The sequence below is a fragment of the Streptomyces sp. NPDC002785 genome (genome assembly GCF_040295565.1).
Classification (GTDB): domain Bacteria; phylum Actinomycetota; class Actinomycetes; order Streptomycetales; family Streptomycetaceae; genus Streptomyces.
In genome coordinates, this window is the sequence record NZ_JBEOVN010000132.1 from 1 (window position 1) to 21842 (window position 21842).

Here is a 21842-nt window from a genome sequence, read left to right on the forward strand (position 1 = left end):
ACCTTCGATCGGGCGATCGAAGGTCACCCGACAGGTTCTGAGATCCGCCGGGAGGCCGCGAGGCCCGTGGGCGGGAGCCCTGGAGGCGGGAGGCCTCCCGGTTCAGACGTCGAGTTGGTCGGCGACCGCTCGCAGCAGGCCGCCGATCTTCTTGCCGGCCGCCTTGTCGGGGTAACGGCCGCGCTCCAGCATCGGCGTGATGTTCTCCAGCAGGGTGGTCAGGTCCTGCACGATGGACGCGAGCTCGTCCGGCTTGCGGCGCTGTGCGGCCGCGACGGACGGAGTCGGGTCCAGGATCACCACCGAGAGCGCCTGGTCCCCACGCTGACCTGCAACGACACCGAATTCGACGCGTTGGCCCGGTTTGAGTGCGTCGACGCCGTCGGGGAGCACCGAGGAGTGCACGAAGACGTCAGCGCCGTCGTCGCGGGAGAGGAAGCCGAAGCCCTTCTCGCTGTTGAACCATTTGACCTTGCCAGTCGGCAAAGCACGCACCCCATCTCAACCCGTATGCCCGAACAAAGCCTCAGCAGGTCAGGCTATCCAGTGGTGGTGCTCCCCTGCTGGCAGCAGCCTCCCCAGGTGACGTACCCCTAGTCAAGCCTGGTCATCCGGACTGCTGTCCAGAAACGATGCTTGCGCCCTTCATCCCTTGTCGTGGGGCGGGTCGTCGGCGCCGGGAACTACCCTGGCGGGGTGAGCACTACTCCTTCTGGCGCAGGTGACCGGCTCGTCCGGATCGGCGCGATCGTCTTCTTCATCGGAACGCTGGCCACGCTGGCCACGGTGGCCCCGCTGTTCCTCGGAACCCATCCGCTTCCGCCCATCGCCTGGTCGCTGTGCATGCTGATGGGCGTCGGCTTCCTGATCGCCGCGGCGGGCGTGGTCCGGTCGGCACGGGCGGGGTCGCCGAAGCGGTAGGCGGGGGTGCGCCCATGTCTTTGGTCAAGCTGTCGCGCACGTTGATTTCTTCGAGGAGATCGCCGGGTTCCGTGCGACGCGCCGGGCCCGCCGGGTTCTGACGCCGCCCTCTCACCGCTGTACGAAAGGGCCTGCGGGAACTTCCTTCTCCCGCAGGCCCTGCTTGGTCCTTGTCCGTCAGAGCTGCTGCACGAAGTAGGGCTCGACGGTCATCCACCCGTTGCCCCGGGCGCCGTAGTACGTGCCCTTGTTGCTCTGGGCCAGGGTGTACCAGGAGTCCACGTAGTCGGGGTCGTCGGTCCACCAGTCGTTCGGTATGGCGTCCAGGATCGCGTTCACCAGCGGGATGTAGGCACCCTGGTCGGTGATGGTGAGCAGGACCGCGGCGATCGCCTTGGCGAGGTCGCGGTAGTTGGTGCTGCCGTCCTCCTCCATCATCACGGCGTCGGCCAGGTTGTACTTGTAGTTCGACCAGTTGACCAGGATCTGGTTGGGCCGGTAGACCGTGCCGTCGTAGTCGAGATACGGCATGTCCACGGGGTCGACGCGGACCTTGCCGTCCTGGCCGAAGCCGCTGACCAGGGTGTAGATCTCGGCGGCGCCCTTGATCCAGGGCTCCTCGTCGTCGGACAGCTCGACCGCCGTGATCTTCGTGGTCCAGAAGCCGGCGTTGGCCGCCGCCTTCGGTGTGGCCGAGGTGTTCACCGTCCCGGGCGCCGCGGACTGCACGCCGTCCTTCACCAGTTCCTCGCGCAGGACGTCCAGACCGGCCGCCAGGGCCTTGGAGCTGTCGATGTCGACGACGTACACCGGCCGCGCGGGTGCCTTGCGGGCGTCCAAGCGGTGGGCGCGGCCCTGGCTGTCGTAGGCGGTGACGGTGGTGGCGTCGTCGTCCGAGACGGTCGCGGCGACCCAGGGGGCCGTACCGGCCGACAGTGAGGCGCGCATCGAGCGGTCCCCGAGGCGCAGCCGCAGCAGCGAGCCGGTCTTCGTGTTCAGGCCCTTGGCCTCGGCGATCTCCCGGTCGGCGGCGGCGAGCCGGGACTTCAGCGGGCCGCTCGCCCGCTCGGTGACGGGCACCTCGGGCGACTTCAGGGCGGCCGTGCGCAGACGCGTACTCCAGGCCGCGTCGCCGAGCGAGCGCGCGATGGCCCGTGCCGCCCGGTCCTGGGCGGCGGTGACGGCGGACGCGGTGGCGGAGTGGGAGTGGGCCGCGTGGACGGCCGCCCGGTCGGGGGCCGGGGCCGCGGTGGCCGAGGGTGCGGCGGTCAGGGTCTGGGCCGCGCAGAGGGTGACCAGGGTGGCCGCGGTGGCGGTGAGGGTGCCGCGTCTACGGGTGTGACGAGGGCTCACAAGGATCGTTCCTCCTGGATTGGAGTGGTCGGTGACGTGCTGTCAGGGGGGTGCCGGGTGGAACGGGTGGACCTGGAACGAACCTGGAAGCGGGTCCCGCAGAGGATCTATGCGAGTAGATGAATTCCGTAGACGTCATGATGATGGGGACATGTCATGGACGCAAGGTTTTCACAGCACGGACAGATGAACTTTGCGCCCGTCGACGGAAGTTGGCGGATTCCGGAAGGGTCGGTGGCCGTCAGTCGTCAGCCACCGCGAGGCCGCCCAGACCAGCTCGACCAGTGCCGCCCGCGTCGGGGCCGGGATCGCGGCGTTCGCGGCGGCGCTACGGGGGCGGCCCGGGGGCGTCCGGCAGCCGCATCGTCCGGGTTTCCCCGGCCCGCCCGGATCCGCCCACGACCTGACCGCCGCCCGTGCTCACGCCCCGGAGCCGGAGCGCTGCGACAAACGGGCGGACAGCGCCTGGCCCAGCGCCAGCACGCTCAGGCCGAACATCAGGACGCCCAGGGGAACATGGAGCGACGGTATGTGCGCGATGCCCAGCACCACCTGCACCGAAGCGAGCGCAAGGAAGCCGGACGCGTACAGGATGGGGCGGGGCCTCCCGCCGCCCGGCCGCCACGCCAGGATCGCGGCGATCACGTACAACATCGATGCGCCGTACATCACGCGCGCCCCGACGCCGTGCACCACCTCGCTGAGGGACGAGGACAGCAGCAGCCCGGCGGTGACCGCCTGGAAGAAGATGGCCAAGGTCTGCAGGGCGATCGCGACCTGCAGGAACGTGAGGCTGCGCTGTTCTGCCGTCGTCCGGGTAGTCATGACGCGGTCCCCTCTTCTGCCTCGCGGCGGTTGATCGGTAGTGTCTCGACAGTCCGACGACGTGGGCCCGCGAAATGTGAGGCGAAGTGCCGACCTCGCAGTCCTGTGCGGTGTTTCACCGAAGTGGCGAGAGCGGAAGCGAACGAGAAGAACCAGGGAGCGGTCGCCACCATGAGCACCCCGTCCGAGCCAGGGCATGACCGGTCCGAGCCGGGCCTGAGCGCGATCGTCGGCGAGCGGCGCCAGCTGACCAATCTCGCGTACCGGCTGCTCGGTTCGCTGGCAGAGGCCGAGGACGCCGTGCAGGAGACCTACGCCCGCTGGTACGCGATGTCGCGGCAACAGCAGGAGGCCATCGAGTCGCCCGGCGCCTGGCTGACGACGGTGGCCAGCCGCATCTGCCTGGACCTGCTCGGCTCCGCGCGGGTCCGGCGCGAGCGCTACGTCGGCGAATGGATACCCGAGCCGCTGCCCGACCGTACGGAGTGGATCAGCGGGCCGGCGGGCGGCGGCAGGGCCGAGCCGGCCGACCCCGCCGACCGGATCACCCTGGACGAGTCGGTGAACATGGCCTTCCTCGTCGTACTGGAGTCGATGACGCCGGCCGAACGCGTGGCGTTCATCCTGCACGACGTCTTCCGGTACCCCTTCGCCGAGGTCGCCGAGATCGTCGGCCGGACGCCGGCGGCCTGCCGGCAGCTGGCATCCTCGGCCCGTCGACGCATTCGCGCCGCGCAGGCGCCGACGGCGCCGAAGGCCGGGCAGGCCGGTCTGGTGCGGCATTTCAAGGAGGCGTGGGAGGCCAGGGACATCGGGGCCCTCGTCGGCCTCCTCGACCCCGACGCCACGATGATCGCCGACGGCGGCGGACTGGTCGGCACCGTCCTCCGCCCGGTCGAGGGCAGCAAGCGCATCGCCGAGTACCTGATTTACATCGCCGACAAAGCCCCTGGGCTGACGCTCCTGGAGCGGACGGTCAACGGCCGGCCCGGCCTGGTCGCCCAGCACGCGGGCGTCACCGTGACCGTGGCGGCGTTCGGCCTCACCAGCGACCGCATCACTCGCATCTGGGCGATCCGCAACCCGGAGAAGCTCCGTCCGTGGACCGAGAACGCACGGAGCTGACCTGCTCGCGAGGTCAGGACGGGGTGACCGGGCCCGGGCCCTCGCCGTCGGGTTCGGCGAAGTGGTCGAACTCGCCGGCCATGACGCCCTTGGTGAAGGCCTCCCATTTCGTCGTGGTCGTCGTCACGACGTTCTCGGGGTCGCTGGTCTCCCGGAGACGGACGAGCCCGTCCGGCCCGTACGCCACCTCGATCCAGGGGCCGGGGCCCTCCTCGCCCTCGGGGGCGGCGCGGATCCAGGTGAGGCCGGCGGAGGTGCAGGGGTCAGCCATGGTGGCGGCCCTCCTTGACGGTGCGTACGAGGGCTGCCCACGCGGCGGGCGTGGTGCGGAGTATCGCCCCGGTGGGATCGCCGCTCTCGGTGAGCTTGACCTCTTCATCGGTGCCCTTGGCGATGTGGATGCACGAGTCCCCCTGGGCGCAGTAGGACGACTTCTGCCAGTGGTCGTACATGGGCATGAATGCTCCTCTCACAGGTGCTGACTGATGTGGTGGATGAGGTCCCGGGTGTCTTCCGGCGACAGCGCTGCGTCCTCGATCCTGCTGAACAGGGTCCGGTAGTTCTGAAGCTGGGTGTCGGCATCGAGGAACGCGAGGCCGTGTGACTGGTCGAGGTGAACCGTGTCCAGTTCAGGGACCGGGCCATGCGCGTAGTAGATGGACTGACCGGAGCCGGGGATGGCTCCTGCCCTGAACGGGATGACCTGAATGGTGATGTGGTCCTGCTCGCTCATGTCGAGGAGGTGCTGCAGCTGCGACCGTGCCGTCTCGGGGCCGCCAACTTCGGTACGCAGCGCCGCCTCATGGATGAGCGCCTGGTACGGGGTCGGCTCGGCCCCGTACAGGATCGCTTGGCGCTTTATGCGGAACGAGACACGGTGCTCGACATCCGGGGGCGGCAGCTCCGGGACGTGCTGCCGGACGATCTCCCGCGCGTGGTCGGCGCTCTGGAGCAGCCCAGGAATGTGTGCGGTGATGGCGCCGCGCAGCCGCTCGGCGTGGTGCTCCAGTTCCGCAAGGTCCAGGAGGGGGGTCGGTAGGAGTTCCTGGTACTCGGACCACCATCCGCGTCTCCGGTCCTGGACCATGTTGACCAGAGCCTCGATGAAGGCGTAGTTGGAGCAGGCGTAGTTCTGCGCCATGGCGCGCAGCCGCTCGGCGCTCACTCCGAACCTGGCGGTCTCGATGTTGCTCAGCTGGCCCTGGCTGATGCCATGCACTCGGGCGGCCTCGGTCGCTGTAAAACCGGCGCGCTCACGCAATTTGCGCAGCTCGGTAGCGATTCGGATGCGCCGTCCGGTGGGGGCTGATCTGCCTGCCATGTAACTCCTCCTTGGCGGGGTTGAGTTCGACTCATCACTCACACGAGGGAATCTGCATGCAGTTTCATGAATGAAGCGCAAATAGAACTTGCAGAGAACTTAGTCTCTGACTCAGGCCACCCGCCCGGAAGTACCCCGCTCGACGGAGCGGCCTCGTCACCGAGCAACCCGAAGCGCACCCTCCAACCTCCCTCCGTGAACGGAGACTTCCATGGTCAGTGCCACGGTATCCCCGCCCTGGACGTACACCCTCCAACTCCCGCAGGATCCCCGCGCCCCCGGCGTGGCCCGTGCGACCCTGCGCACCATCCTGCGCGTGCACGGCATGCCCGAACTCACCGAGACCGCGGAACTGCTGGCGAGCGAGCTCGTCACCAACGCCTACCTGCACTCCTCGGGGGCGTACTCCCTGCGCCTGCGCGACGCCGGGCGCAGCCGTATCCGGCTCAGCGTCTGGGACACCAACCCCCACATCCCCGCCCCCTTCCGATGGGGCGCCGAAGCACCGGAGGAACTCTCCGAGCGCGGACGGGGGCTGTACCTCGTCACCCTCTACGCGGAGAGCTGGGGCGCCCACCCCATGAGGACCGGGCTGCCGGGGCAGGGCGGGAAGCTGCTCTGGGTGGAGTGCGCGGCCAAGGCGGACGACGCCCCGCCGCACGGCGCCCGGTGAGCCTACGTCCCCGTGACGTAGGCGCTCCAGATCCGGGGCGGGAAGACGTTGCCGCGCCCCGAATCGGGTCCGCCCACGCCCTGCATTCCCAGCAGTTGAGGGGTGCCCGGCTTGCTGCGGAACATCGTGACGGCCGTGGTCAGCCCCTTGCTGTGGCCGATGAACCAGGCCGACTTCATCCGGTCGTCCTCGCCGGTCGCGCCCGCCGAGAGGTCGTCGGCAGCCTTGGGCCCGGCGAACATGGCGGACTTCCCGTCCCGACCCAGCCGCGTCCAGGCCACCATCCCCAGAGTGTTGTGCACATCGTTGGCCACCGAGGCGTCCATCGCGCGCCGCAGCTCGGGCTTCCCGAAGCCCTCGACCACCTCGCCGTCCCGGGTCACCCTGGTCACCGAGTAGGGATCGGCCCTCATACCGTCGTTACTGAAGGCGGTGTACGCGTCCGCCATCCTGACCGCGCTCGGTGTGGACGTGCCGAGGGGAAAGGACTTGTCCAGGCGGGCCAGGCTCTCCTCGTGCAGCCCGGCCGATACCGCCAGTTCCTTCACCTTCTTCAGCCCGATGCCCTTGCCGAGCAGCACGAAGGTTGCGTTGGACGACTTGACCAGCGCATCGCGCAGGGGCGTCGGCGGCGTGACCATCACCTGGCCGGGACCGGCGCCCGCCCCGCCGGGCGCCGCGTACGGGCCGTCCTTGATCAGACGCCCCTCACTGTCGTAGCCGCTGTCCAGGGTGATCCCGTCGCCGTGCTGAAGGGCCGCTGCCAGCACGAAGGGCTTGAAGGCCGAGCCGACGGGGACGCCCGCGGTGTCGGCGTTGTTGGCGAAGTGGGTGACCGCGTCGGCTCCGCCGTACACCGCGACCACGGCCCCGTCGGACCGCACGGATGCGGCGCCGACCTCGACGTACTTGTCCTCGGGGCGCTTCTTGGGGTCGAGGTCGCGCTTGCGCACGCTCCGCACGGCCCGTTCCAGCTGCCCCACCCTGGCCTTGTCGAAGGTGGTGTGCACCCGGTAGCCGCCCCGGAAGAGGTCCTTGTCGGTGAGGCCCGAGCGCTTCTTGATGTACTTGTTGGCGATGTCGACGAGATAGCCGGTCTGGCCGCCGAGGCTGGTCGGCTTGGCGGCCGGCCTCGGCTCGGGGAACTTCTGGTACGCGGCCCGCTCGTCCTTCGTCATCGCGCCGATCTCCACCTGCCGGTCGAGGATCCACTTCCAGCGGTCGACGGCGCGTTCGTGGTTGCCTTTGCCGCCTGCGGGGTCGTACTGTTCCGCCCCCTTGAGCAGGGACGCGAGCAGCGCCGCCTGGCTGGGGTCGAGGTCCTTCGCGGGGACTCCGTAATACGCGTGCGCCGCTGCCTGGATGCCGTAGGCGCCGCGGCCGAACCAGCTGGTGTTCAGATATCCCTGGAGGATCTCCTTCTTGTTCTGCTTGTTGCTCAGCTTCAGCGAGATGAAGAACTCCTTGAACTTCCGGGTGGCTGACTGCTCCTGGCTGAGATAGGTGTTCTTCACGTACTGCTGGGTGATGGTGGAGCCGCCCTGGGTCTCATCGCCTTTGACCATGCTGACGGCCGCGCGGGCGATCCCCTTCGCCGATACCCCCGAGTCGGAGTAGAAGGTCTCGTTCTCGGCGGCGATGACCGCGTGCTCCACCGAATCGGGTATGTCGGCGAGCGTGACGTTCTGCCGATCGACCGCGCCCACGCTCACCATCTGGCTGCCGTCCGCCCAGTAGTAGACGGTGCCCTGCCTGCGCGCCTCGGCGTTCTCGTCCGGGATGTCGACGGATGCGTAGACCACGGCGAACAGCCCGGCCAGCGCTCCGGATCCGAGCAGGATCCCGCTCAGCGCCTGCCGCCACGAAGGGACCCAGCGGCGCCAGTTGCTTCTCCCCCGGCGGGGGTAGTCGACACGGAGCCCGCGAAGGCGGATCGGGCGGATGGGGCGTCGGGCCATGCTCCGGCTCCTCGTTCACCGTCCCGCACCGGTGTGGTGCGGGCTTGTGGGAGGAGACGTTCCGGATCGTGATCAGGTTGTCTCGGAGCCCCGTCCAACACGGGTGACGAACCGAGGACGAAGCACAACGGCCTTCGGCAGCCAGGTGGATCGGGGTCGTCGGCCCGCCGCGGGAGCGTCCGGAGGCATGGTCGCCCGGTGCTCAGTAAATCCGCGAATCCGCTCCCGCCGAAGGTCCTACGCCGCGTCCCCGTCCAGGTACCCGACCAGCCAGGACGGGAAGTCAGTCAGCGACGACAGGACGACGTCGGCCCCCGCCGCCCGGAGTTCCTCCGCGTCGCACGGGCCCGTGGCGACCGCGACCGACAGCGCTCCGGCCGTGCGGGCGCCCCGTACGTCGCCGGTGTGGTCGCCCACGTACACACCCGCCCCATGCTCGCGCAGTGCCTGGCCCTTGGCCTCCGCCCACAGGCCGCCGATCACCGCGTCGGGCTCGATCCCGAGGTGCGCCAGGTGCAGCTCCGCGCTCGGCCGGTGCTTGGCGGTGACGACTATCGCCCGGCCGCCCCGCTCACGGATCGCCGCGATCGACTCCCTGGCGCCCGGCAGCGCGGGGCTCGGGACGATGGCGTATGTGGGATAAATCTCCCGGTAGCGGTCGACGGTCGCGGCCACCGCATCGGCCGGAAACCAGTTCCGCAGCTCGTCGTCGATCGGCGGACCGAGCCTGCTCACCACCAGGTCGGCATCGATCGGCGTCCCCGTCTCGGCGGAAAGCGCCAGGTAGGCGGCCTTGATGCCGGGCCGGGTGTCGATGAGCGTCATATCGAGGTCGAAACCGACCGTCAGCGGATGCGAAGGCATGGAATCCATTGTCGCGGGGCCGGGCGCGGCGGCCCCGGTACGGCCTTCGGGCCCCGGAACCGCGGTGCTTAGACTTAGCCAAGCCTAACTTTGCTTCGTCGTCCGATTGGGTCCGATGTCAGCCGCCGCACCACGCCGCTCCAGACGCGCACTCGCGACGGCGGCGGCCGTCGCGGCGCTGCTGGTGGCGGTACTTCTCAGCCTCGCCCTGGGGGCCCGCTCCATACCCCCGTCCGAAGTGATCGACGCCCTGCTGCACGGCGGGCACTCCGATGCCGCCGAAGTCATCCGGAACATGCGGGTGCCGCGCACCCTGATCGGGCTGATGGTCGGAGCGGCACTGGCCCTCGCGGGCACGGTGCTCCAGGGCATCACCCGTAACCCCATCGCCGACCCCGGCATCCTCGGCATCAGCCAGGGCGCCTCGGTGGGCGTGGTGCTGGCCATCGCGTACGCAGGGATCCACACCCTGACGGGGTACGTGTGGTTCGCGTTCGCGGGGGCGGCGATCGCCTCCGTCGCCGTGTACGCCATCGCCTCCAGCGGGCGCGGCGGCGCCACCCCCGTGAAACTCGCCCTCGGCGGCGCCGCGATCAACGCGCTGCTCGTGTCGGTGACGATGGCGGTGCTGACGACCAAAGCGTCCGCGCTGGACGAGTTCCGCTTCTGGCAGGTCGGCTCCATCGCCGGGCGCGAGGCCGATGTGGCCCAGCAGATCTGGCCGTTCATACTGGTCGGGACGGTGCTCGTGCTGTCCGTCGCCCGCGGGCTCGATGCGCTGGCGCTCGGCGAGGACGTGGCGAAGGGGCTCGGGCAGAAGGTCGCGACGGTACGGATCGTCGGTGGCGTCGGGGCCACGATGCTGACCGGTGTCGGCGTCGCGGCGGCCGGCCCGATCGCGTTCATCGGACTCGCCGTCCCGCACATCGCCCGCCGAATCGTCGGCGGCGACCACCGCTGGGTGCTGCCGATGGCGGCACTGATCGGGCCCGTGATGCTGCTCGTCTCGGATGTCATCGGCCGCATCGTCTTCCCGCCGAGCGAGGTCCCGGCGGGCGTGATGACGGCACTGATCGGCGTTCCGTTCCTGGTCACGCTGGTACGCCGGAAGGCGGTGCCCGCATGAGCGACACCACGCTCCGGGTGCGGCCCGCCGGGTACCACGTCGTACGGATCGGGGCGCGGGGCCGGTTCCTGCTGCACCGGCGGGCGGCCGTCGTCGCCGCCGTCCTCGTCGTCGTGCTGGCCGCCGTCTGTGTCGCGTACCTCTGCGTCGGCGAGAGCTTCGTCGCGCCCGGCGAGGTCGTGAAGGTGGTCCTGGGGCAGCCGTCCCCGGACGAGCTGGTCGTCGGCACGCTGCGGCTGCCGCGCATGGTCGTGGGGCTGCTGGTCGGCGCGGCGTTCGGGATCGCCGGTGCGCTGATCCAGACCGTCGCCCGCAATCCGCTGGCCAGCCCCGACATCATCGGCATCAGCCAGGGGGCGAGCGCGCTCACGGTCGGCGCGATGACCTTCGGCGTCACCTCGTACACCGTGCTGCCGTACCTGTCCGTCATCGGTGGGATGGCCGCCGCGGCGCTCGTGTACGTCTTCGCCTGGCGCGGCGGGCTGCACGCCACCCGCTTCGTCCTCATCGGCATCGGCTTCGCCATCGCGCTGCGGTCGGTCACCACGCTGTTCCTGACGAAGGGCGACTATCTGGTCGCCCAGCAGGCGCAGATCTGGATGACCGGCTCGCTCAACGGCCGCGGCTGGTCCGAGGCCGCGCCGATCGGCTGGACGCTGCTGATCCTGCTGCCGGCCGTCCTGTGGGCCGCCCGGGCCCAGCGCACCGTATCGATGGACGACGACACCGCGACGGCCCTCGGGGTGCGTCTGGGACGGGTACGGCTGGGGCTCGTCGCACTCGGTGTGATCCTGGCGTCCGTGGCGACCGGGACGGCCGGTCCTGTCGACTTCGTGGCGCTGCTCGCCCCGCAGATTGCCCGCAGGATGACCCGTACCGCGCAGATTCCGCTGTTCTGCTCGGCGCTGCTCGGTGCGGTGATCGTGGTGTTCGGGGATCTGCTGGCGCGCAGGCTCTTCTCGCCCACCGAGCTGCCGGTGGGCGTTCTGACGGCGGCGGTCGGCGCCCCGTATCTGATCTGGCTGATCATCCGCGGCCACGGCGGCGGTCGTAGTGGAGGAACCGCATGAGCTCGACCCGTACGTCCGACGCCACGGCGAGCGCGACCAGCCGGCTCACCGTGCGGGAGCTGACGCTCGCGTACGAGGACCGCACCGTCGTCCACGAGCTGGACCTCGCCGTTCCCGACGGCCGGGTCACCGTCATCGTCGGTCCGAACGCCTGCGGCAAGTCGACCACCCTGCGCGCGCTCGGCCGGCTCCTCAAGCCGCGCGGCGGGGCCGTGCTCCTCGACGGCACCGAGCTGTCGGAGATCCCCACGCGGAGGATCGCCCAGTCGATCGGGCTGTTGCCGCAGACCCCGGTGGCCCCCGAGGCGATCACCGTCTGTGACCTCGTCGCCCGCGGCCGGCAGCCGCATCAGCACTGGTGGCAGCAGTGGTCCCAGGAGGATGAGCGGGCGGTGACGGACGCGATGGAGCGTACGGACATCACGGCGCTCGGCGACCGGTCCGTGGACGAGCTGTCCGGCGGGCAGCGCCAGCGTGTCTGGATCGCGATGGCGCTCGCCCAGGAGACCGATCTGCTGCTGCTCGACGAGCCGACCACGTACCTCGACATCGCGCACCAGGTGGAGGTCCTGGACCTGGTGCGCCGGCTCACCGCCCCGGCGGCGGACGGCAGCCGCGGCCGGACCGTCGTCACCGTGCTCCACGACCTCAACCAGGCCGCCCGGTACGCGGACCACCTGGTCGCCATGAAGGCGGGCCGGATCGTCGCCGAGGGCCACCCGAAGGACATCGTCACCGCAGGTCTCGTCCGCGAGGTCTTCGGCCTGGAGGCGGTGATCGTCCCGTGCCCGGTGACGGATTCGCCGCTGGTGGTGCCGGGGGCTCCCTGGACAGCTCCTGTTCCGCAATGAAGCCTCTGCGGCCCTGCCCGGCGCCTGCGGCCGATGTGCCGGGCTGGGAGGGAACTGAAGATCTTGACCAGGCCAAGATCTTCAGTTCCGCCTAGGGTCTTTCGTTTGGATCCGGCCTGATCCAAACGAGAGGCCCTAGATGTCGTGGACGCTGTGCTCGCTCAGGTCGGCCGCATGCCGAGCGACAGTTTGGTAGTCGGCGTCGTCATGAAGGACGGTCAGGCCGTGGTGGGCCGCGGTAGCCGCAATGATCAGATCCACCGCCGAGGCACTGCGATGCTCCCCGGCCCGGGCCATCCGATGCTGCACCGAACCGATCCAGCGTCCCGCGTTCTTCGGCAACGACACGTCGGGGTAGAGGTCTGTGAACATCTCCGCGATCTCGTCGTACTCGCGGGCGTTCCGAGCGCTGTACAGGAACTCGGCGCGTTGCGGATAGCAGGAGGCGACAGCCTCGGCGTCGATCGCGTCGTACCAGGCCGACTGCAGTTTGGAGTCGCCGAGCAACCGGACAAGGCCGGAGGTGTCGAGCAGGTAGATCACCGGTTGTCCTTCTCCGCCCGGTGCTGACGTTCGGCGTCCTCAACCGCCCCCCACTGGCGCGCACGCTCGAAGTGGCGGCTGATGCGCGCCGCACGCTCCTGCCGCTCGGCGTAGAACTGGAGGGCGAGATTGACGGCCTCCTTCTTGGTCCTCACCTTGGACAGAGCCATGGCACGCTCCAGGGCGTCATCGTCGATGTCGATCTGGGTCACAGACACGTCGCACCTCCCTGCAATCCTTCGCGACGTACATATTGGTGATGTACAAAGAATTATAGGTCACCAACATCCCTAGCGCGCCGGAGAGGCCGTCGACCATTCCGCGAACGACAACGCCCGGTCAGGGGTTCACCGTGTGGAGCCCAGCGGAGCCGAACTCCCGCACCCCTGCGTCCCCGCCTATCCCACCCGCTTCCGCGCCCGCCACACCAGGAACGCCGCCGACGCCACCGCGGCCGTCCGTACCACCACCGGCCACACCCCGGTCAGCGCGTCCGCCATCCCGTCCTGCGGGATCGGTTCGCCCCAGCGGCCCTCCGTCCTGCCCCACAGCCAGACCAGGGCGCCCGCCACGACCACGCCCGGCAGCCCCATCGCGGCCCACTTCGCCTCCGCGCGGGACAGTGTGCGCGAGCTGTACGTGAGCAGCCAGCCGCCCGCCAGGGCCAGCCAGGAACCCGTCACGGCGCCGGTGACCAGCAGCGCGGCGGCGAGCAGCAGCAGGGGGTGGGAGAACCCGCGGCCCGTCGCGCCGCCTTCGCGCTCGGCGCGGCGGCCCAGGCGCGGGAGCCGTCGGCGTCGCGGGGCCTCGTCGGTGCCGCCGTCCTCGGGGATGTCGTCGTCCTCGTCCACCGAGTCGCCCGCGCGCGGGCGGGGAACGGCGTCCCGGGCCGACGGCGGCCTCATCATGTCCGGTATCTCGACGCCGCCGGTGAACCCCGGCACATCGACACCGTCACCGAACGGCTCCGGCTCGATCCGCCACCAGTCGGGCTCGCTGCCGGACGGCCCCAGTTCGTCCGTACCGGCCATGTGCGGCGGCGAAGGCACCCGACCGGCCGCCGCCTCCGGAGCCGCGGAGTCCGCCGAGCCCTCCGATTCCCCGTCCGGCGCCTGCGACGCGCCCTTGCCGGAACCGTCTTTCCTGAGCATCCCCTTGCGCGGCCGGGGCAGGCCCCGCCCCTCCCCCGCGGCGGGTTCCGGCCGCTCGGGCAGCTCCACCGTCCCGTCCTGCGACGCGGCCGCGGCGGCGACCAGTTCGTCCGGTGCGCCGAGCCTCCCGATGATGCGGCGGACCGCCGCCGGGGTGTCCGCGGACTGCGTCCCGCGCTGCCGGTCGATCTCGCCCCGGAGGGTCGAAACGAGCCTCATCCGGGTGCCCGAGGGCAGCTGTTGCTGCTGAGCCAGGTCCCCGACCCGGCTCAGATAGTCGTAGACGAGCTGGTCGCTCTCGATGCCCACGCGATGGTTCCCCTCTACCGCCCTGCACCGACGGTAGCGCCCTCGGGCCTGTCCGGAGCGACTACCGTGGGACGGATGGGGATGACCACACCACCGCGGACGCTCGCCGAAGCACTCCGCGCCCGGGACGACGAGTCGTTGGCGGGGCTGCTGCGTGCCCGCCCCGACCTCCTCGTCCCCGTGCCCAACGACATCACCCAGCTCGCGACGAGAGCCGGCACGCGTGCCTCCGTCGTACGCGCGCTGGAGCACCTCGACCGGTTCGCCCTGCAGACCGCCGAAGCACTGGCCGTGGCACCCGACCCCGCCCCGTACGAGACACTGCTCGGCCTCCTCACCGGCGACGGCCGGGACGACGGCGAGCACCGCGACGACGCGGGCGCGGCAATCGTGGACGCACTGCCCGGTGCCCTCGCCACCCTGCGCGAACAGGCCCTGGTCTGGGGCGAGGACGACCGGCTGCGGCTCGTGCGCACCGCGCGCGAACTCCTCGCACCGTCCCCGCAGCACCCCTCCCCCACCGGTCTGGGTCCGACCGTCGCGGAGGCGACCGCCGGAATGTCGCCAGGCCGCCTCCAGGACATCCTGGCGAACGCCGGACTGCCCGCCACCCATGACCCGGTATCCGCCGTGACGTCCCTGTCCGCGCTCTTCACCGACCGGGCCAGGATGGGCGAGCTGCTGGACACCGCCCCCGCAGAAGCCCTGTCCGTACTGGACCGGCTGGTGTGGGGGCCGCCGTACGGGGAAGTGACCCCGAACCCCACCCCGCCCGTGAAATGGCTGCGCGACCACGGGCTGCTGCTGCCCGTGTCGACCCGCACCGTGGTGCTGCCGCGCGAGGCCGCCCTGCATCTGCGGGCCGGGCGCGCCCACCGCGTACCGGAACCGCAGCCGCCTGCCGTGGAGGCGGTCGCGAACCGTGATCCCCAGGCTGTGGACAGCGCCGCGGCCGGTCAGGCGTTCCTGGCGGTGACCACCGTCGAGGAGCTGCTGAAGAGCTGGAACGGCGGCGGACCGGCGATACTGCGCGCCGGAGGGCTCAGTGTCCGCGAGCTGAAGAAGACCGCCACCACCCTCGACGTCTCCGAACCCGTCGCCGCCTTCTGGGTCGAACTCGCCTACGCGGCCGGGCTGCTGGCATCCGACAAAGAGGCCGACGAACGGTACGCGCCGACGCCCGCGTACGACGACTGGGCCGAACTCCCCGCCCAGGACCGCTGGGTGCGCCTCGCCACCGCCTGGCTCGCCGCCACCCGTACCCCCGGCCTGGTCGGCGGCCAGGACGCCAAGGGGCGGGCCCTGTCCGCCCTCGGCCCCGACCTCGACCGCTCCGCCGCCCCCGAGGTACGCCACCGGGTGCTGGCCCTCCTTGCCGCCCTGGACCCGGGTACCGCCCCCGACCCGGAGACGGTCCTCGCCCGGCTCCGCTGGGAACGCCCCCTGCGCGGCGCCTCCGCCTCCGCCGGGGCCACCACCGATCTGCGGTCCCGGATCGCCCTGTGGACGCTCAACGAGTCCGAGCTCCTCGGCATCACCGGCCGCGGCGCGCTCGCCGCGCACACCCGCGCCCTGCTCGACTCCGGGCCGGCCGAGGCCGCCGCGCTGCTCGCGCCCCTCATCCCGGAGCCGCTGGACCACGTCCTGCTCCAGGCCGACCTGACGGCCGTCGCCCCCGGCCCGCTGGAGCGCCCCCTGGCGGACATGCTCTGCGCCCTCGCGGACATCGAGTCGAAGGGCGGCGCGACGGTCTACCGGTTCACCCCCGGGTCCGTACGCCGAGCCCTGGACGCCGGACAGTCCGCGGCCGATCTGCACGCGTTCCTCGCCGCCCGCAGCCGTACGCCGGTGCCGCAGCCGCTCAGCTACCTCATCGACGACGTCGCCCGCCGCCACGGCCATCTGCGGATCGGCGCCGCCTCCTCGTACGTACGCTGCGACGACGAGGCCGTGCTGAACGAGATCCTGGCCGACAAGCGCTCGGCCACCCTGCGCCTGCGCCGCCTCGCACCGACGGTCCTGGCCACCCCGCTCGACCCGGCGTCCCTGCTCGAAGGGCTGCGCGAGATGGGGTACGCGCCGACCGCCGAGTCCGCCGAGGGCGATGTCCTGATCACCCGCGCGGGTGCCCGCCGCACCCCGCCCCGCACGGCCCCCGCCCCCGTGCCCGAGGGCCCCCCGGTTCCGGACGCCATCCTGCTCGGCGCGGCGGTACGGGCGATCCGCGCCGGGGACACGGCCGCCACGGTGGCCCGCAAGGACCCTGCCGACGCCCCCGACACCCCGGCCGGCTCCCTGCCCCGAACGGCCCCGGCCGAGACCCTCGCCACCGTCCAGGCCGCCGCGATGACCGGCTCGGCGCTCTGGATCGGCTACGTCAACGCGGACGGGGCGGCCAGCCAGCGCGTCATCGCCCCGGTCCGGGTCGAGGGCGGCTTCGTCACGGCGTACGACCACACGGCGGACGAGGTCCGCACGTACCCGCTGCACCGGATCACGGGCGTCGCCGAACTGGCCGACGGCCAGACGGTGTGACCCCCGGCGCATCCCCGCGGCCGCGGCGGTGTGCGCGAACCGGGGGTGGGCCGGCCGATGAAAGGGCACACTCTGTCGTGTCCACGATGCTGGGGGGGGGATGTCATGCGGCGCACCGAGGCGGCCAGGCAGCTGGGGGGATTCGTCCGCGAGCACCGTACCGACGGCGGCAGACGGCTGAGGCAGGCCGGAATCATGCTCGTCGTCGGAGCGGTGGGCACGGCTTTCGGGGTGCCGGTGGCCGTCGCGTCGGTCGGCACCACCGAGGGGGCGCCGAAGCTGGCCGGTCTGCTGCTCGGCGTCGGGGTGGTGGGGCTGGGCCTGGGAATCTGGCGGCTGGTCCAGGCGTTCCGCACCCGTGAGCAGTCCTTCGACATCCATGAGCGGGGGCTGACCCACCGCGTGGCGGGCACCGCCACCCTGATCCCGTGGCAGGACATCGCGTCCGTCGGCGCGCACGGCGAGGACGGCCGGCCCCTGGCCGAGGCCCGCGGCATGGGCTTCACCTGCGACATCACTCTGAACGAGGGACGCAGGATCCGCGTCGACACCTTCACCGAGGACGTCCGGCAACTGGCGCAGACCGCCCACCGCGCCGTGCACCTGGGTCAGCACCCCGAGGGGCGGGGCAGCCGCCGGGCGGACTGACCGGCGGACCGGCCCCGCACCCAGCGCTACCGCGCCCGCATGCGGCACACTGGATGTTTGGCCGTTACTGGCCGTCCCCGCAGCAGAAAGGGCCGCCGCGCGTGACCGGACCCCTCATCGTCCAGAGCGACAAAACACTGCTCCTGGAAGTCGACCACGAGCAGGCCGACGCCTGCCGTCGTGCGATCGCGCCCTTCGCCGAGCTGGAGCGGGCGCCCGAGCACATCCACACCTACCGGCTGACCCCGCTCGGGCTGTGGAACGCCCGCGCCGCCGGGCACGACGCCGAGCAGGTCGTCGACGCGCTCGTGCAGTACTCGCGCTATCCCGTTCCGCACGCGCTGCTCGTCGACATCGCAGAGACGATGGCCAGGTACGGCCGCCTCACGCTCTCCAAGGACCCGGTCCACGGTCTGGTACTGACCTCCACCGACCGGCCCGTGCTGGAGGAGATCCTCCGGTCGAAGAAGGTCCAGCCGCTGGTCGGGGCGCGCATCGACCCGGACACCGTGGCCGTGCATCCCTCGGAGCGCGGGCAGGTCAAGCAGATGCTGCTGAAGCTGGGCTGGCCGGCGGAGGACCTCGCCGGGTACGTCGACGGCGAGGCGCACCCCATCGAACTGGCCGAGGACGGCTGGGCGCTGCGGCCGTACCAGAAGCAGGCCGTCGAGGGCTTCTGGCACGGCGGTTCGGGTGTCGTCGTACTGCCCTGCGGTGCGGGGAAGACGCTGGTCGGGGCCGGTGCGATGGCACAGGCCAAGGCGACCACGCTGATCCTGGTGACGAACACCGTCTCGGCCCGGCAGTGGAAGCACGAGCTGGTGAAGCGGACCTCGCTGACCGAGGACGAGATCGGCGAGTACAGCGGTACGCGCAAGGAGATCCGGCCGGTCACCATCGCCACGTACCAGGTGCTGACGACCCGCCGCAAGGGCGTATACCCGCACCTGGAGCTGTTCGACTCCCGCGACTGGGGTCTGGTGATCTACGACGAGGTGCATCTGCTGCCCGCGCCCGTCTTCAAGTTCACCGCCGATCTGCAGGCCCGTCGGCGCCTCGGCCTCACCGCGACGCTGGTGCGTGAGGACGGCCGCGAGTCGGACGTCTTCTCGCTGATCGGGCCCAAGCGGTTCGACGCCCCATGGAAGGAGATCGAGGCGCAGGGCTACATCGCGCCCGCCGACTGTGTCGAGGTGCGAGTCAATCTGACGGACTCGGAGCGGCTCGCGTACGCGACCGCGGAGACCGAGGAGAAGTACCGGTTCTGTGCGACGACCGACACGAAGCGGAAGGTGACGGAGGCGCTGGTGCGCAAGCACCGGGGCGAGCAGACCCTCGTCATCGGGCAGTACATCGACCAGCTCGACGAGCTGGGTGAGCATCTGAACGCGCCGGTGATCAAGGGCGAGACGAGCAACGCCCAGCGCGAGAAGCTCTTCGACGCGTTCCGCGAGGGCGAGCTCAGCGTCCTTGTGGTGTCGAAGGTCGCGAACTTCTCCATCGACCTGCCGGAGGCGACCGTCGCCATTCAGGTGTCGGGGACGTTCGGCTCACGGCAGGAGGAGGCGCAGCGGCTCGGCCGGGTGCTGCGGCCGAAGGCCGACGGGCACGAGGCGCGGTTCTACTCGGTGGTCGCCCGCGACACGATCGACCAGGACTTCGCGGCGCATCGCCAGCGGTTCCTGGCCGAGCAGGGGTACGCGTACCGGATCGTGGACGCGGACGAGCTGCTGGCCGAGAGCTGAGGCGGGCCGGCCAATGGGGGGCGGCCTCAGTGCTCGCGGCGGTGGACGCCCGCCTCTTCCGCGTACTCGCCGAGGACGAGTACGCCGAACGCGGCGCGGGCGTAGACCTTGGCGACACGCAGGGCGTCGCCGACACGGTGGGTGTACGGGTGACCGTTGGCCGCGGTCGCGCCGTGCGCGGGGCCGGTCCTGCGGGGGTTCAAGGAAACGGTGCTCATGTAATCCATGGTCCTGCGCCCCGCCCGTGAAGGCATCGACCTGCGGACGGAGCCCCGGAGCGGTGCGCGTAGGTCTCCGGTCGCATGGCGTCCCCTACGGGATGGACCGGCTTCAAAACCGTTCGACCGTGACGAGGACGGTCGGTACAATCGCCGGTCTGCCCGCCTCCCGCACCGTGGTACCGGCCATCGCCGGCAGCCGGGGGAGCGCCGCCGACCGGACGGAAACCGGCCGACAGCGGTGCGTACACCTGCGTACGCACCCGTGATGGATCCCCGAGCGGACCGCATCGCCCCCGAGCCGTGAGTGGAGGCGAGGTGCGGTCCGCCGTCCTGCGTTGAAAAGCCGGAGGCAACACCGTGCCCGCGCACGAAAACGAAAGCGACACCACCACCGAACCCCTGGCTCGTGAACGCGCCCATCTCGCCGCGTCCCGCTCCGCGTTGCGCGCCATGCGCGAGGACGCCCAGGCCCTCGACATCCGCGATGTCACCGCGAACTGGGTCAACGCGGCCGTCCTGCAGTCCCAGATCGACGAGCGCATCAAGTCCCTCGCCGATCTCGCCCACACGCCGCTCTTCTTCGGCCGCCTGGACTATCTGCACCCGGTCGGTGCCGAGCAGGCCGAAGGCGCCGAGGGTGAGCAGTTCTACATCGGGCGCCGCCATGTCCATGACGCCGGCGGCGACCCGATGGTCATCGACTGGCGCGCACCCGTCTCGCAGCCGTTCTACCGGGCCTCGAAGAAGGACCCCCAGGACGTCGGCCAGCGCCGCCGCTTCGGCTACACCGGCGGTGAACTGACCGCGTACGAGGACGAGCACCTCACCGACCCCACCGAGGCGGCGCAGACCAGCAAGCTCCTCCAGGCGGAGATCGAGCGGCCGCGTGTCGGTCCGATGCGTGACATCGTCGCGACGATCCAGCCCGAGCAGGACGAGATCGTCCGTAGCGGTCTCGGCGGGACGGTCTGCGTCCAGGGAGGGCCCGGCACCGGTAAGACGGCCGTCGGCCTGCACCGTGTCGCGTACCTCCTCTACGCCCACCGGGAGCGCCTGGCCCGTACCGGCACGCTGGTCATCGGGCCGAACCGGTCCTTCCTCCACTACATCGAACAGGTGCTGCCGGCCCTCGGTGAGCTGGAGGTGAAGCAGGCGACCGTCGACGATCTGGTGACAGCGGACATCCAGGTGCGCGGCACGGACTCGGCAGCCGCCGCCGTCGTCAAGGGCGACGCCAGGATGGCCCAGGTGCTGCGGCGGGCGATCCGTTCGCATGTGACGCTGCCGACGGAGCCGGTGATGGTGGTGCGCGGTTCGCGCCGCTGGCGGGTGCCGACGTACGAGCTGGAGGAGATCGTCACCGAACTGCTGGCCCGCGACATGCGGTACGGGGCCGCCCATGAGGCGCTTCCGCAGCGCATCGCGCACTCCGTCCTGGTCCGGATGGAGGAGGCCGGCGAGGCGCCCGACGACCGGGTGCAGAACGCGGTGGCCCGTAACCCCGCCGTGAAGGCGGCCGTGAAGGCGATCTGGCCGGCCGTCGAACCGGCCAAGCTGGTGCTGCGGCTGCTCATCGACGCGGAGTTCCTGGCCGCGCACGCGAAGGGGCTGCTCACCGAGGACGAGCAGAAGACGATCCTGTGGACGCTGCCTGGATCCGGGAAGAGGGCGGTCCGCAGCGTGAAGTCCGCGAAGTGGTCGGTGGCGGACGCGGTGCTGATCGACGAGGCGAGCGATCTGGTGGCGCGTACGCACTCGCTCGGCCATGTCGTGCTCGACGAGGCGCAGGACCTGTCCCCCATGCAGTACCGGGCGGTGGGCCGCCGTTGCACGACGGGTTCGGCGACGGTCCTCGGTGACCTCGCGCAGGGTACGACGCCGTGGTCGACGGAGAGCTGGGCGCAGGCGCTGCACCACCTGGGCAAGTCGGACGCGGTGGTGGAGGAGCTGACGGCGGGCTTCCGTGTGCCGCGCGAGGTGATCGCGTACGCGTCACGGCTGCTGCCGGTGATCTCACCGGGGCTCGCGGCGGTGGAGTCGGTGCGTGAGTCGCCGGGTTCGCTGGAGGTACGGCAGGTGGGCGATCCGGCGGAGCTGGACGCGGCGGTGCTGGCGGCGTGCGAGGAGTCGCTGACGCGGGAGGGATCGATCGGGCTGATCGCGGCCGATGCGCGGATTCCGGCGCTGGCGGACGCGCTTGCCGCGGCGGGCCACTCGTATCTCTCCCCCGGTGAGGAGACGACCGCCGAGTCCCGGCTGACCCTGGTCCCGGCGTCGCTGGCCAAGGGCCTGGAGTACGACTACGTGGTACTGGACGAGCCGGCCGCGGTGGTGGACGGCGAGCCGGACGACCGCACGGGGCTGCGCCGGCTGTACGTGGCGCTGACGCGTGCGGTGTCGGGGCTGACGGTGGTGCATGCGGCGGGGATGCCGGACGAGCTGGTAGATCCAAGCCTCGCCGGCGTTTGAGGCGCGGGGGTCCGGGGGCACCGCCCCCCGGTACCGGTAGGGGCCGGTAGGGGCACCGGCCCGCCGCCCGCGGTCCCCGCGCCGCCCCCCCCCCCCCCCCCCCCCCACCCCCCCCCCCCCCCCCCCCCCCCCCC

Annotated in this window: 22 protein-coding genes; 10 read left to right on the top strand and 12 right to left on the bottom strand. The window is 71.0% G+C overall.

Annotated features, from left to right (window positions below; translation table 11 throughout):
* Window positions 1-102: 102 nt before the first annotated feature.
* Window positions 103-486, bottom strand: coding sequence for a cold-shock protein (locus ABTZ94_RS25815; RefSeq protein WP_351203878.1), 384 nt, complete (start codon window positions 484-486; stop codon window positions 103-105).
* A gap of 210 nt (window positions 487-696) precedes the next feature.
* On the opposite strand from ABTZ94_RS25815, the gene ABTZ94_RS25820 reads away from it, so the two are divergent.
* Complete coding sequence (locus ABTZ94_RS25820; protein ID WP_351203880.1) at window positions 697-921, top strand: hypothetical protein; 225 nt, start codon at window positions 697-699, stop codon at window positions 919-921.
* 177 nt (window positions 922-1098) lie between these two features.
* Here the strand turns inward: ABTZ94_RS25820 and ABTZ94_RS25825 are convergent, their stop codons facing one another.
* Window positions 1099-2274 carry a DUF3103 family protein gene (locus ABTZ94_RS25825; protein WP_351203882.1) on the bottom strand — a complete coding sequence of 392 codons (1176 nt, stop codon included), beginning with the start codon at window positions 2272-2274 and terminating at the stop codon, window positions 1099-1101.
* Between the two features lie 420 nt (window positions 2275-2694).
* The gene (locus ABTZ94_RS25835) at window positions 2695-3099 is read right to left on the bottom strand and encodes a hypothetical protein (RefSeq protein WP_351203884.1); all 405 of its coding nucleotides are present in this window, start codon (window positions 3097-3099) and stop codon (window positions 2695-2697) included.
* Window positions 3100-3270: 171 nt separating this feature from the next.
* Between ABTZ94_RS25835 and sigJ the strand changes: the two genes are divergently transcribed.
* The gene (gene sigJ / locus ABTZ94_RS25840) at window positions 3271-4224 is read left to right on the top strand and encodes an RNA polymerase sigma factor SigJ (protein WP_351203886.1); all 954 of its coding nucleotides are present in this window, start codon (window positions 3271-3273) and stop codon (window positions 4222-4224) included.
* A 13-nt stretch (window positions 4225-4237) separates the two neighbouring features.
* Here sigJ and ABTZ94_RS25845 read toward each other — a convergent pair whose 3' ends face one another.
* Genes ABTZ94_RS25845 through ABTZ94_RS25855 form a run of 3 tightly spaced genes read right to left on the bottom strand, consistent with a single transcriptional unit; the run spans window position 4238 to window position 5545 of the window.
* Window positions 4238-4495, bottom strand: a complete 258-nt coding sequence (locus tag ABTZ94_RS25845) for a DUF397 domain-containing protein (protein ID WP_351203888.1) — start codon at window positions 4493-4495, stop codon at window positions 4238-4240.
* A complete protein-coding gene (locus ABTZ94_RS25850) occupies window positions 4488-4682 on the bottom strand; it encodes a DUF397 domain-containing protein (RefSeq protein WP_351203890.1) in 195 nt (64 codons plus the stop codon). The genes ABTZ94_RS25845 and ABTZ94_RS25850 overlap by 8 nt, the downstream gene beginning before the upstream one ends.
* A gap of 11 nt (window positions 4683-4693) precedes the next feature.
* Window positions 4694-5545 (bottom strand): helix-turn-helix domain-containing protein, encoded by an 852-nt coding sequence (locus ABTZ94_RS25855; RefSeq protein ID WP_351203892.1) that lies wholly within the window; start codon window positions 5543-5545, stop codon window positions 4694-4696.
* 211 nt (window positions 5546-5756) lie between these two features.
* Here ABTZ94_RS25855 and ABTZ94_RS25860 point away from each other — a divergent pair, with 211 nt between their 5' ends.
* Window positions 5757-6218 (top strand): ATP-binding protein, encoded by a 462-nt coding sequence (locus ABTZ94_RS25860; protein ID WP_351203894.1) that lies wholly within the window; start codon window positions 5757-5759, stop codon window positions 6216-6218.
* Window positions 6219-6220: 2 nt separating this feature from the next.
* On the opposite strand, the gene ABTZ94_RS25865 is transcribed toward ABTZ94_RS25860, so the two are convergent.
* Together ABTZ94_RS25865 and ABTZ94_RS25870 are read right to left on the bottom strand one after the other, a co-directional pair.
* The gene (locus tag ABTZ94_RS25865) at window positions 6221-8176 is read right to left on the bottom strand and encodes a transglycosylase domain-containing protein (protein ID WP_351203896.1); all 1956 of its coding nucleotides are present in this window, start codon (window positions 8174-8176) and stop codon (window positions 6221-6223) included.
* A 237-nt stretch (window positions 8177-8413) separates the two neighbouring features.
* A complete protein-coding gene (locus ABTZ94_RS25870) occupies window positions 8414-9049 on the bottom strand; it encodes an HAD family hydrolase (protein ID WP_351203898.1) in 636 nt (211 codons plus the stop codon).
* Between the two features lie 106 nt (window positions 9050-9155).
* Between ABTZ94_RS25870 and ABTZ94_RS25875 the strand changes: the two genes are divergently transcribed.
* From ABTZ94_RS25875 to ABTZ94_RS25885, 3 genes are read left to right on the top strand one after another with little or no spacing between them, the layout of a single operon-like run.
* Window positions 9156-10166: a FecCD family ABC transporter permease gene (locus tag ABTZ94_RS25875; RefSeq protein ID WP_351203900.1), complete on the top strand. Its 1011-nt coding sequence runs from the start codon at window positions 9156-9158 to the stop codon at window positions 10164-10166.
* A complete protein-coding gene (locus tag ABTZ94_RS25880; RefSeq protein ID WP_351203902.1) occupies window positions 10163-11236 on the top strand; it encodes a FecCD family ABC transporter permease in 1074 nt (357 codons plus the stop codon). Before ABTZ94_RS25875 ends, ABTZ94_RS25880 begins: the two co-directional genes overlap by 4 nt.
* Window positions 11233-12087, top strand: coding sequence for an ABC transporter ATP-binding protein (locus ABTZ94_RS25885; protein ID WP_351203904.1), 855 nt, complete (start codon window positions 11233-11235; stop codon window positions 12085-12087). The genes ABTZ94_RS25880 and ABTZ94_RS25885 overlap by 4 nt, the downstream gene beginning before the upstream one ends.
* A gap of 135 nt (window positions 12088-12222) precedes the next feature.
* Here the strand turns inward: ABTZ94_RS25885 and ABTZ94_RS25890 are convergent, their stop codons facing one another.
* The 3 genes from ABTZ94_RS25890 to ABTZ94_RS25900 form a co-directional block, all read right to left on the bottom strand.
* Window positions 12223-12630, bottom strand: coding sequence for a PIN domain-containing protein (locus tag ABTZ94_RS25890; RefSeq protein ID WP_351203906.1), 408 nt, complete (start codon window positions 12628-12630; stop codon window positions 12223-12225).
* Window positions 12627-12848, bottom strand: coding sequence for a type II toxin-antitoxin system VapB family antitoxin (locus ABTZ94_RS25895; protein ID WP_351203908.1), 222 nt, complete (start codon window positions 12846-12848; stop codon window positions 12627-12629). The genes ABTZ94_RS25890 and ABTZ94_RS25895 overlap by 4 nt, the downstream gene beginning before the upstream one ends.
* A gap of 180 nt (window positions 12849-13028) precedes the next feature.
* The gene (locus tag ABTZ94_RS25900) at window positions 13029-14090 is read right to left on the bottom strand and encodes a hypothetical protein (protein ID WP_351203910.1); all 1062 of its coding nucleotides are present in this window, start codon (window positions 14088-14090) and stop codon (window positions 13029-13031) included.
* Window positions 14091-14165: 75 nt separating this feature from the next.
* Here ABTZ94_RS25900 and ABTZ94_RS25905 point away from each other — a divergent pair, with 75 nt between their 5' ends.
* From ABTZ94_RS25905 to ABTZ94_RS25915, 3 genes are all read left to right on the top strand, one after another.
* Entirely contained in the window at window positions 14166-16625 is a 2460-nt protein-coding gene (locus ABTZ94_RS25905) for a helicase-associated domain-containing protein (protein WP_351203912.1), read from the top strand.
* Between the two features lie 105 nt (window positions 16626-16730).
* Window positions 16731-17273, top strand: a complete 543-nt coding sequence (locus tag ABTZ94_RS25910; protein WP_351203914.1) for a hypothetical protein — start codon at window positions 16731-16733, stop codon at window positions 17271-17273.
* Window positions 17274-17374: 101 nt separating this feature from the next.
* A complete protein-coding gene (locus ABTZ94_RS25915; RefSeq protein WP_351203916.1) occupies window positions 17375-19018 on the top strand; it encodes a DNA repair helicase XPB in 1644 nt (547 codons plus the stop codon).
* A gap of 26 nt (window positions 19019-19044) precedes the next feature.
* Here ABTZ94_RS25915 and ABTZ94_RS25920 read toward each other — a convergent pair whose 3' ends face one another.
* Window positions 19045-19236, bottom strand: coding sequence for a hypothetical protein (locus ABTZ94_RS25920; protein WP_351203918.1), 192 nt, complete (start codon window positions 19234-19236; stop codon window positions 19045-19047).
* Window positions 19237-19596: 360 nt separating this feature from the next.
* On the opposite strand from ABTZ94_RS25920, the gene ABTZ94_RS25925 reads away from it, so the two are divergent.
* Window positions 19597-21708 (top strand): HelD family protein, encoded by a 2112-nt coding sequence (locus tag ABTZ94_RS25925; RefSeq protein WP_351203920.1) that lies wholly within the window; start codon window positions 19597-19599, stop codon window positions 21706-21708.
* Window positions 21709-21842 lie beyond the last annotated feature (134 nt).

Coding starts and splice junctions, on each gene's coding strand:
- ABTZ94_RS25835 (WP_351203884.1), bottom strand. CDS start 3,099: ATGACTACCCGGACGACGGCAGAACAGCGCAGCCTCACGTTCCTGCAG.
- sigJ (WP_351203886.1), top strand. CDS start 3,271: ATGAGCACCCCGTCCGAGCCAGGGCATGACCGGTCCGAGCCGGGCCTG.
- ABTZ94_RS25845 (WP_351203888.1), bottom strand. CDS start 4,495: ATGGCTGACCCCTGCACCTCCGCCGGCCTCACCTGGATCCGCGCCGCC.
- ABTZ94_RS25850 (WP_351203890.1), bottom strand. CDS start 4,682: ATGCCCATGTACGACCACTGGCAGAAGTCGTCCTACTGCGCCCAGGGG.
- ABTZ94_RS25855 (WP_351203892.1), bottom strand. CDS start 5,545: ATGGCAGGCAGATCAGCCCCCACCGGACGGCGCATCCGAATCGCTACC.
- ABTZ94_RS25860 (WP_351203894.1), top strand. CDS start 5,757: ATGGTCAGTGCCACGGTATCCCCGCCCTGGACGTACACCCTCCAACTC.
- ABTZ94_RS25865 (WP_351203896.1), bottom strand. CDS start 8,176: ATGGCCCGACGCCCCATCCGCCCGATCCGCCTTCGCGGGCTCCGTGTC.
- ABTZ94_RS25870 (WP_351203898.1), bottom strand. CDS start 9,049: ATGGATTCCATGCCTTCGCATCCGCTGACGGTCGGTTTCGACCTCGAT.
- ABTZ94_RS25875 (WP_351203900.1), top strand. CDS start 9,156: ATGTCAGCCGCCGCACCACGCCGCTCCAGACGCGCACTCGCGACGGCG.
- ABTZ94_RS25880 (WP_351203902.1), top strand. CDS start 10,163: ATGAGCGACACCACGCTCCGGGTGCGGCCCGCCGGGTACCACGTCGTA.
- ABTZ94_RS25885 (WP_351203904.1), top strand. CDS start 11,233: ATGAGCTCGACCCGTACGTCCGACGCCACGGCGAGCGCGACCAGCCGG.
- ABTZ94_RS25905 (WP_351203912.1), top strand. CDS start 14,166: ATGGGGATGACCACACCACCGCGGACGCTCGCCGAAGCACTCCGCGCC.
- ABTZ94_RS25910 (WP_351203914.1), top strand. CDS start 16,731: ATGCGGCGCACCGAGGCGGCCAGGCAGCTGGGGGGATTCGTCCGCGAG.
- ABTZ94_RS25920 (WP_351203918.1), bottom strand. CDS start 19,236: ATGAGCACCGTTTCCTTGAACCCCCGCAGGACCGGCCCCGCGCACGGC.